Below are 9,036 nucleotides of genomic sequence, written 5' to 3'. Positions count from 1 at the left end.
GCCCGACCTGCCCGTGCTGACCGCGGTGCACGCGCCCCGCTCGTTCACACCCCGCCGGCGCTCCCGAGCAGCGGCGCGAGCGCGTCCCAGCGGGCGATCTCGCACCCGTTGATCCGCGAGAAGTCGGCGTCCACCCGCTCCCCGTCCACGGTGCCCGTGACGGTCGCGGTCTGCGGGCCGCCGTACTGCTCGGTGCACGTGGCGTCCGGCGGCAGCGGGGCGAAGGCCTCGGCGCCGCCCGCCGCCTCGAGGGCCGCGCACGCCGCGTTCGCGTCCGGGTGGTCCCCGCCCACCGGCGCGCAGCTCAGCGTCGTCGTCACGACGGTCCCGCCGCCCGTCTCGTCCAGCCCGATCGTCAGGTCGGCAGCCACGTCGCCCGACGGCGCCGGCGCGGTGGGCTCGGGATCGGTGCCCGACGGCGAGCTGGTCGCATCCGGGGCCGTCACGGGATCGTCCGGCGACCCGCCGGACCCCGTCGCGCACCCCGCGAGCATCAGCGCGAGCGCCAGCGCCAGCGCCAGCGCGCCCGCGCGGATCCCCGCGGTCCGACGTCCCGTGACCCTCCGCATAGCGCCCAGTGTCCCTCTCATCCCTCTCGCCCGCCGGTTCTCTGCAGCTTTCGGTCGCCCGACGACCAAGAACTGCCGAGAACCGACCGGGGTGCGCGGCGGGACGGGCGACCGGATCCTGGAACCGCCCGTGTCCGCAGTCTGGGCCCGCACTATCCTGGGGCGTCCGTCGACCACACCTGACCCGGAGCGACCGTGGCCCTGATCGTGCAGAAGTACGGGGGTTCCTCCGTCGCCGACGCCACCGCCATCAAGCGGGTGGCCCACCGGATCGCCGAGGCCAAGCGCGCGGGCGACGACGTCGTCGTGGTGGTCTCCGCGATGGGCGACACGACGGACGAGCTGCTCGACCTCGCCAACCAGGTCTCCCCCAAGCCGCCGTCGCGCGAGATGGACATCCTGCTCACCGCCGGCGAGCGGATCTCCATGGCCCTGCTCGCCATGGCGATCGCCAACCTCGGGGTCGAGGCGCAGGCGTTCACGGGCCAGCAGGCGGGCGTCATCACGGACGACGCGCACGGCAAGGCCCGGATCATCGACGTCAAGGCCGGCCGCATCCATCAGGCGCTTGACGAGGGCGCCGTCGCCATCGTCGCCGGGTTCCAGGGCGTCACGGAGCACACCAACGACGTCACGACGCTCGGCCGCGGCGGCTCGGACACCACGGCGGTCGCGATCGCCGCGGCGATCGACGCGGACGTGTGCGAGATCTACACGGACGTCGACGGCGTGTTCACGGCCGACCCCCGGATCGTGCCCACCGCCCGCAAGATCGCCCGCATCACCTACGAGGAGATGCTCGACATGGCCGCGAGCGGCGCGAAGGTCCTGGGCCTGCGCTGCGTCGAGTACGGCCGCCGCCACGGGGTGCGCATCCACGTGCGCTCCTCGTTCTCCGGTCACACCGGCACGCTGGTCACCGACGAGCCGCAGCCGGCTCTCGAGGGAGAAGGAACGATGGAGCAGCCGATCATCGCGGGCGTCGCGCACGACCGCAGCGAGGCCAAGATCACGGTCGTCGGCGTGCCCGACGTGCCCGGTACCGCCGCGCAGATCTTCGAGACCGTCGCCGCGAGCGGCGTCAACATCGACATGATCGTGCAGAACGTCTCGGCCGCCCAGACGGGCCTGACGGACATCTCCTTCACGCTGCCGGCGGCCGACGGCCAGCGTGCCATCGCCGCGCTCGACGCGGTGCGCGGCGCGATCGGGTTCGCCTCGCTGCAGTACGACGACACCATCGGCAAGCTCTCGCTCGTCGGCGCGGGCATGAAGTCGCACCCCGGCGTCTCGGCGCGGCTCTTCGGCGCCCTGCGCGACGCCGGCATCAACATCGAGATGATCTCCACCTCGGAGATCCGGGTCTCGGTCGTCACCCGGGCCGACCAGCTCGACGACGCGGTCCGCGCGGTGCACACCGCGTTCGGTCTGGACTCCACCGAGGGCGAGGCCGTCGTGTACGGCGGGACGGGGCGATGAGCATGGCTTCCCAGACGAGTGCGGGGCTGCACGTCGCGGTCGTCGGCGCGACCGGCCAGGTGGGCGCCGTCATGCGGCGACTGCTCGAGGAGCGCGACTTCCCGGTCGCGTCGATCCGCTTCTTCGCGTCCGCGCGCTCCGCCGGCACGACGCTGCCGTGGAGGGGCGAGCAGGTGGTCGTCGAGGACACCGCGACCGCTGACCTGTCCGGGATCGACGTCGCCCTGTTCTCGGCCGGGGGCGCGACCTCCAAGGCCCAGGCCCCGCGGTTCGCCGCGGCCGGTGCGCTGGTGATCGACAACTCCTCGGCCTGGCGCCGTGACCCCGAGGTCCCCCTCGTGGTGAGCGAGGTCAACCCCGAGGCGATCGACCACGCGGTCAAGGGCATCATCGCCAACCCCAACTGCACCACCATGGCGGCGATGCCGGTGCTCAAGCCGCTGCACGACGAGGCGGGACTGGTCCGCCTCGTCGTCTCGACCTACCAGGCCGTCTCCGGCGGCGGCCTCAAGGGCGTGGCGGAGCTCGAGACCCAGATCCATGCACTGGCCGACGCGGACATCGCGGCGCTGACGCACGACGGCGCGGCCGTGGCGTTCCCCGAGCCGGGGATCTACCGGCGCCCCATCGCCTTCAACGTCCTGCCGTACGCGGGCGCCCTGGTGGATGACGGCCTCTTCGAGACCGACGAGGAGCAGAAGCTGCGGCACGAGAGCCGCAAGATCCTCGACATCCCGGAGCTGCTGGTCTCCGGCACCTGCGTGCGGGTCCCGGTGTTCACGGGCCACTCGCTGTCGATCAACGCCGAGTTCGCGCGGCCCCTGTCCGTCGAGCGCGCCACCGAGCTGCTCGCCGCTGCACCGGGCGTCGAGCTGAGCGAGATCCCCACGCCCCTGCAGGCCGCCGGAACGGACCCCAGCTACGTCGGCCGGATCCGCGCCGACGAGGGCGCCCCCGGCGGTCGCGGCCTGGCGCTGTTCGTCTCCAACGACAACCTGCGCAAGGGCGCGGCGCTCAACGCCGTGCAGATCGCCGAGCTGGTCGCCGCACGCCGCTAGCCCCGCGCTCCCCTGGACCCCGCTCGCTGCTCACCCGCAACCCCCCGCACGCCGACGCGTCCGGGGGGTTGCGTGCCTCCGCCCTCTATGGTTCATTAGTGAAGTAACGAACCATAGAGGTGATCGAACGGGAGGGTGTCGCCGTGTTCGACGGACGTGACCCCATCTACCTGCAGATCGCCGACCAGATCCGGGGCGAGATCCTCGCGGGGACCCTCGCCGGTCAGGAGCAGGTGATGTCCACGACCCAGTACGCCACGACCTACCGGATCAACCCGGCGACGGCGGCCAGGGCCTTCACCGAGCTGGTCGACGAGGGTCTGCTCGTCAAGCGGCGCGGCGTCGGCATGTTCGTGGCCGACGACGCACGCGAGCGGCTGCTCGCCGGCCGCCGCGAGCGCTTCTTCGCCGAGGTCGTCGACCCCGTCGCCGCCGAGGCGCGCCTGCTCGGCATCCCGGTCGACCAGGTCGTCGACCGCCTGCGGTCCGCCCCGCCCGCACCGCCGTCCCACCAGCCCGCCCGGGAGGAGTCATGAGCTTCGCTGTCAGCACGCGTGACCTCACGGTCCGCTACGGGCGCACGACGGCCCTCGAGGGCGTCACCCTCGAGCTGGCGTCCGGCGCCATCCACGGCTTGCTCGGGCGCAACGGATCGGGCAAGACGACGCTGCTGTCGACGATCGCAGCGTTCCGGCGCCCAGCGGCGGGAGCCGTGCTGGTCGACGGCGAGGACCCGTGGGAGAACGAGCGGGTGATGCGCGGGATCTGCCTCGTCCGGGAGAGCGGTGACGTCCAGGTCGACCTGCGGATGCGCGAGCACCTGGGCTACCTCGCCGATGTCCGGCCGCACTTCGACGCCGACCTCGCCGGCAGACTGATGGACACCTTCGAGCTCGACCCGCGACGCCGACCGAGCAAGCTCTCGCGGGGCAAGAAGTCGGCCTTCGGTGCCGTCGTCGGCCTGGCCTCGCGGGCCGAGCTGACGATGTTCGACGAGGTCCACCTCGGCATGGACGCACCGTCGCGCTTCGCGTTCTACGACGCGCTGCTCGCCGACTACGTCGAGCACCCGCGAACGATCGTGCTCTCGAGCCACCTCATCGACGAGATCCAGCGGATGCTCGAGCGGGTGGTCATCCTCGACCGCGGCGCCATGCTGCTGGCCGACGACGCCGAGACGCTGCGCGCACGCGGCATCAGCGTCACCGGTCCGGCCCAGGACGTGGCCCGGTTCACCGAGGGTCGGACGGTGCTGCGCCGCCAGCAGCTCGGCGGCACCGCGCAGGTCACCATCGACGGCGGGCTGTCCGCCGCCGACCGCGCGGCGGCCTCCGGGCTGGGCCTGGAGATCGGTCCGATCGACCTGCAGAGCCTGTTCGTGCACCTCACCGAGAAGGAGGCGGTCCGATGAGCACGACGAGCCCGACGACGGCGTCCCCGCTGCCCGCCCGGTCGTCGGTCGCGGTGACCACTCGCTGGCTGCTGCGTCAGCACCTGCGGGTCGCCCTCTGGGCCGTGATCATCGCGCTGATGGCCGTCACCGTCGCGGTGGTCATGGTCGACCGGTACGGGACGGTCGACATCTCGATCGTCCAGTTCGCCCGCCAGGGCTTCGTCTGGTTCCCGTTCTCGATGGCGATCATGATGTCGGCCGGCTTCCTCAACGTCCACGTGGCCTCGGGGCTCACCCGGCGGTCGCTGGGCAGGGCATCGGTCGTCGTCGGGGTCGGCCTTGCGGGCTTCTACGCCGTGGTCATGACGGCGGCGCTGCAGCTCGAGCGGGCGGTCTTCGGCGCGCGGGGGTGGGCCCACCAGCTCACCGACGGCGCGCCCGTCGTCGCCGACACGAGCCAGATCGGCTGGATCCTCGTCGACCTCGGGCTGCTCTTCACCGCGGCGCAGCTGTCCGGGCTGCTCGTCGGCATCTCCTACTACCGGCTCGGCCCCTGGTGGGCGACCCTCGCTCTGCCGCTCACGGTGGGTCCGGTCCTGGTCGTCACCCCGATCCTCACCACCTCGCTGCTCGACCCGCTGAGCATGCTGGCGCGGGTGCCGGTCGCGGTCGCGCTGCTGGTGCTCACGGCGGCGGCCTACCTCGTCCTGCTGCGGCGCTGCCCGGTCCGCCCGGTCGCCGCCTGACCCACCGTCCGACTCCTCGGGAGGCCGTCATGTCCGCACCCGTCGTCGAGGTCACCGACCTCGCCAAGGCCTACGGCGAGACTCTCGCCGTGCGCGGGGTGAGCTTCGAGGTCGGTCGAGGAGAGATCCTCGGCATCCTCGGTCCCAACGGCGCAGGCAAGACCACCACCGTCGAGATCCTCAGCGGGCTGCGCACCGCCGACTCCGGTGCGGTCCGGGTGCTCGGCCTTGACCCTCAGCACGACCGCGCCGAGCTGCGTCGTCGGGTCGGCGTCCAGCTCCAGGCCGGTCAGCTGCCACCCAAGATCACCGTCGCCGAGGCTCTCAGGCTCTTCTCGTCCTTCTACCCCGACCCGGCGGACGGTCGGGAGCTCGCGGCGGGACTCGGGCTGGGCGACAAGCTCGGCACCCGCTACCGCGACCTGTCCGGCGGCCAGCAGCAGCGGCTGGCGATCGCGCTGGCCCTCATCGGGCGCCCTGAGCTCGCCGTCCTGGACGAGCTGACCACCGGGCTCGACCCCCAGGCCCGCCGCGAGGTGTGGGACCTCATCGCGGGAGTCCGCAGCGCCGGCGTGACGATCGTGCTGGTCACCCACTTCATGGACGAGGCCGAGCGGCTGTGCGACCGGGTCGTGGTCATCGACCATGGCCGCGTGGTCGCCACCGGCACCCCGGCGGCGGTGGCGGCCGACGCCACCGAGAGCCAGGTGCTACGGCTGCGGATCGCTGGTGGCGGAGGGCTCGAGGAGGCCCGACAGGTGCTTGCCGCCCTGCCCGAGGTCGCCGCGGCCGACGTCGCCGACGGCGAGCTCGTCATCGGCGGCCGGACCGATCTGGTGGTCGCCGTCGTCCGGGCACTGGACCGGGCCGGGCTCGTGCCGGTTGACCTGTCCGTGCAGCGCACCAGCCTGGAGGACGCCTTCGTCCGGCTGGTCGGCGTGGGCTCGGTTCCTCCGAGCCGCAAGGGGGGCTGAGGTGCACGCACTGCGCACGCTGACGCTGACCCAGGCGCGACTGTTCCTGCGCGAGCCGGCCAGCGTCTTCTTCGGCCTGGTCTTCCCCACCCTCATCCTGGTCGCCCTCGGAACGCTGCTGCCGGTGATGCGCGAGCCCATCACCGCGGCCGCGCCGGGGCAGCCGGCACTGCGCGGGATCGACGTCTACCTGCCCGTCGTGCTCGCAGTCGCGATCGCGACCGTCGCGCTGACGACGTTCCCCCCGACCTTCGGTGCGTACCGCGAGAAGGGCATCCTGCGGCGTCTGTCGACCACGCCGCTGCGCGCCTCACACCTGCTCGTGGCCGAGGTGACCGTCAACGTCGTCGTGCTCCTCGTGGGGGTCGCGGCGGCACTCGTCGCGGGCCTGGCGCTGCTCGATGTCCCCGCGCCGCGCCAGCCGGGGCTCGTCGCGGCGGCCTTCGTCCTCGGGGTGGTCCAGATGCTCGCCGTCGGCGGGCTGGTCGCCGCGCTGGTGCCGACGGCGGGTGCCGCGAGCGTGGCCAGCATGAGCCTGTACTTCCCGATGCTGTTCTTCGCCGGGGTCTGGGTGCCCACGCCGGTGATGTCAGAGACGCTGCGGACCATCTCGGCAGTGATGCCGTTGGGTGCCGTGTCCCAGGCGCTCACCGAGGGTTGGTTCGGCTCGGGGGTCCCGGCGCTGCAGCTCGCCGTCATGGCCGCCTGGACGGCCGTGCTCGTCCCGCTGGCGGCGTGGCTGTTCCGCTGGACCTGAGCCGGGCGCTCCTCTCGTGCGCGCCCGTCGGATGCTCACCCGCGCACGAACCACGGCTGTGCGCAGCCGTCGCCCCGCGCGGCCGCGACGTACGCCAGCGTCCGCTCGATCCGCTCGGCCGAGGATGCCGCCAGCGGTCGCGGCAGCGCGTCGGGGGCGAACCAGCCCACCTCGAGCGACTCGTCGTCGGCCACGTGGGCCTCGCCGCCCACCGGTCGGCACCAGAAGCACACGTCGAGGTACTGCGCGACGTCGCCGTTGGGGTAGATGACCTCGCGACCGCTGGACACCGACGTCAGGGCGAGCACCTCGACCCGCACGCCGGTCTCCTCGAGGGTCTCGCGGGCCGCGGCGACGGCGGGCTCCTCGCCGGGGTCGAGGATCCCGCTGACCACGGCCCACAGCCCGTTGTCGGCCCGCCGGCCCAGCAGCAGTCGCCCCTCGTCGTCGATCACCACGGCGGACACCCCCGAGAGCCACAGCGGCGCGTGGCCGACGGAGGCTCGCAGGCGCTGGACGAAGTCGGGGACCGGCACGAGGGCGAACCTACCGCCGCAGCGGCTGTCGGGCGGCCCCGGGGCGCTCGGCGCGACGGACGGGCAGGCGCCGCCCGGCGGCTGCCGGGCGGGCCGGGGCGCTCAGCGCAGCGCGACGAGCTCCGACCAGTCCTCGACCGGCAGGTCGGCGCCGTCGACCGTCGCGCCGATCTCCTGCGACAGGAGCGTGACACCACCGCCGTACGTCGACAGGAACGCCGTGTCGGCGGCGTCGCGCCCCGTGGAGATCCGCAGCAAGGACGCGCGCGGCGCGAGATGCGTGGCGTCGACCACCTGCCAGGCGCCGTCGACGTACGCCTCGGCGACGGCGTGGAAGTCCATCGGCATGAGCCCGGGCGCGTAGACCGCGGCCAGCCGGGCCGGCACGTCCAGGCCGCGCAGCAGGGCCACCGTGACGTGGGCGTAGTCGCGGCAGACGCCCTGGCCGGCGAGGACGGTCCGCGCCGCACCGTCCGTGGGGCCCGTGCTGCCGGGCACGTAGGCGAGGTGGTCGGCCACCCAGTGCCCGACGGCGGCGAGCAGCCCCAGGCCCGACAGGTGCCCGAGCTCGGAGGCCGCCAGGCCGATCATCGCGTCGGACTCGCAGTAGCGGCTGGGCCGTAGGTAGGTCACGAGGTCCACGGGGTCCACCGCCGGCGGGGCGTCGAGTCCGTCGATCGACGCCCGGTACTCGAGGCGCACCGGCCCCGGCTTGGCGTCGACCACGTGCAGCCGCGTGCCGTGCGGACCCGTGAGCTCGACGACCTCGAGCGGTCGCTCGTCGCGCACGACGTCGAGGTACTCCGTGAGGGCGTAGCGGCCGCGCGCGACGGCGACCATGAAGACCAGGCGCGCGGGGTCGTCGACCTGCATGTCCAGGCGGGTGGAGACGGATCGGCGCACGCGCCATGGTTGCACCGGCGCGGCGCGGGGGCGAGCCGAGTCCAGCCGGAGGACGGCGAACGGCCCCCGGCCGCGTTTCCGCAGGCCAGGGGCCCTTCTCACTGTGTCGGGGTGACAGGATGTGAACCTGCGCCCTCTTCGTCCCGAACGTCCCGTGTGCGGGGATCTCGCCTGTTCTACGGGGCGAACAGGCCTCTCCGGGACCTTCCGCTGCGGAGTGGGGGTGATTCTGGGGTGAGCGTCTGCGCAGCGTCCGGCCGGGGCAGGGCGGCGCGACCGGCTACGTGGTGGGGCTCCGCAGTGTGTCCTCGGCCACGGCGAACGACGCCGCCAGCGCCTCTGCCCAGCCCGGGAGGTCGACGGCTAGGGTCTGCCAGGTCAGCTCGCGGGAGATCTCGTCGTAGCGGTGGATGATGAAGTTGCGGTTGGCCACGGCGATCGCCCAGTCGACGCCCTCGGGTGGGGGAGCGCCCCGCCGGGCGAGCCGGTTCGCGGCCTCGCCGAGCTTCATCATGAGCGAGTCGCCGGCCTCTTGGAGGAGGTCGTCGGACAGGTATGCCTCTTTGCCGTGCGCGACCACCTCGGCGGTATCGGCCAGTTGCGGCACCCACTTGGGCGACA

General features: G+C 73.1%; 11 protein-coding genes. 7 read left to right on the top strand and 4 right to left on the bottom strand.

Features of this window, described 5'->3' with window-relative positions; all coding sequences use genetic code 11:
• Window positions 1-44 precede the first annotated feature (44 nt).
• Window positions 45-569, bottom strand: coding sequence for an SSI family serine proteinase inhibitor (locus PKY62_RS04145; protein WP_324535153.1), 525 nt, complete (start codon window positions 567-569; stop codon window positions 45-47).
• 195 nt (window positions 570-764) lie between these two features.
• Between PKY62_RS04145 and PKY62_RS04140 the strand changes: the two genes are divergently transcribed.
• The 7 genes from PKY62_RS04140 to PKY62_RS04110 all read left to right on the top strand — a co-directional run bounded on the left by PKY62_RS04140 (window position 765) and on the right by PKY62_RS04110 (window position 6,976).
• Entirely contained in the window at window positions 765-2,048 is a 1,284-nt protein-coding gene (locus PKY62_RS04140; RefSeq protein ID WP_324535151.1) for an aspartate kinase, read from the top strand.
• The gene (locus PKY62_RS04135; RefSeq protein WP_324535149.1) at window positions 2,045-3,106 is read left to right on the top strand and encodes an aspartate-semialdehyde dehydrogenase; all 1,062 of its coding nucleotides are present in this window, start codon (window positions 2,045-2,047) and stop codon (window positions 3,104-3,106) included. The genes PKY62_RS04140 and PKY62_RS04135 overlap by 4 nt, the downstream gene beginning before the upstream one ends.
• Before the next feature lie 143 nt (window positions 3,107-3,249).
• On the top strand, window positions 3,250-3,642 hold the full coding sequence (locus tag PKY62_RS04130; protein ID WP_324535147.1) for a GntR family transcriptional regulator: 393 nt from the start codon (window positions 3,250-3,252) through the stop codon (window positions 3,640-3,642).
• Window positions 3,639-4,517: an ATP-binding cassette domain-containing protein gene (locus PKY62_RS04125; protein ID WP_324535145.1), complete on the top strand. Its 879-nt coding sequence runs from the start codon at window positions 3,639-3,641 to the stop codon at window positions 4,515-4,517. The genes PKY62_RS04130 and PKY62_RS04125 overlap by 4 nt, the downstream gene beginning before the upstream one ends.
• On the top strand, window positions 4,514-5,245 hold the full coding sequence (locus PKY62_RS04120; protein ID WP_324535143.1) for a hypothetical protein: 732 nt from the start codon (window positions 4,514-4,516) through the stop codon (window positions 5,243-5,245). The genes PKY62_RS04125 and PKY62_RS04120 overlap by 4 nt, the downstream gene beginning before the upstream one ends.
• Window positions 5,246-5,274: 29 nt before the next feature.
• Entirely contained in the window at window positions 5,275-6,219 is a 945-nt protein-coding gene (locus PKY62_RS04115; protein ID WP_324535141.1) for an ABC transporter ATP-binding protein, read from the top strand.
• Window position 6,220: 1 nt separating this feature from the next.
• The gene (locus tag PKY62_RS04110) at window positions 6,221-6,976 is read left to right on the top strand and encodes an ABC transporter permease (protein WP_324535139.1); all 756 of its coding nucleotides are present in this window, start codon (window positions 6,221-6,223) and stop codon (window positions 6,974-6,976) included.
• Window positions 6,977-7,011: 35 nt separating this feature from the next.
• Here PKY62_RS04110 and PKY62_RS04105 read toward each other — a convergent pair whose 3' ends face one another.
• The 3 genes from PKY62_RS04105 to PKY62_RS04095 form a co-directional block, all read right to left on the bottom strand.
• A complete protein-coding gene (locus PKY62_RS04105) occupies window positions 7,012-7,512 on the bottom strand; it encodes an NUDIX hydrolase (protein ID WP_324535137.1) in 501 nt (166 codons plus the stop codon).
• A gap of 102 nt (window positions 7,513-7,614) precedes the next feature.
• The gene (locus PKY62_RS04100; RefSeq protein ID WP_324535135.1) at window positions 7,615-8,415 is read right to left on the bottom strand and encodes a transglutaminase-like domain-containing protein; all 801 of its coding nucleotides are present in this window, start codon (window positions 8,413-8,415) and stop codon (window positions 7,615-7,617) included.
• A gap of 280 nt (window positions 8,416-8,695) precedes the next feature.
• The coding region (locus PKY62_RS04095; protein ID WP_324535133.1) for a HepT-like ribonuclease domain-containing protein at window positions 8,696-9,036 on the bottom strand (341 nt) is incomplete at its 5' end.

Origin of the sequence: Actinotalea sp. (assembly GCF_035443605.1) — a bacterium.
Classification (GTDB): Bacteria; Actinomycetota; Actinomycetes; order Actinomycetales; family Cellulomonadaceae; genus Actinotalea.
The sequence above is the reverse complement of the archived record's forward strand: the minus strand, read 5'-3'. Positions and strand labels throughout refer to the sequence as shown.

Excerpts from the sequence above, each read along its gene's own strand:
- PKY62_RS04120 (WP_324535143.1), top strand. The coding sequence starts at position 4,514 with ATGAGCACGACGAGCCCGACGACGGCGTCCCCGCTGCCCGCCCGGTCG.
- PKY62_RS04145 (WP_324535153.1), bottom strand. The coding sequence starts at position 569 with ATGCGGAGGGTCACGGGACGTCGGACCGCGGGGATCCGCGCGGGCGCG.
- PKY62_RS04115 (WP_324535141.1), top strand. The coding sequence starts at position 5,275 with ATGTCCGCACCCGTCGTCGAGGTCACCGACCTCGCCAAGGCCTACGGC.
- PKY62_RS04125 (WP_324535145.1), top strand. The coding sequence starts at position 3,639 with ATGAGCTTCGCTGTCAGCACGCGTGACCTCACGGTCCGCTACGGGCGC.
- PKY62_RS04135 (WP_324535149.1), top strand. The coding sequence starts at position 2,045 with ATGAGCATGGCTTCCCAGACGAGTGCGGGGCTGCACGTCGCGGTCGTC.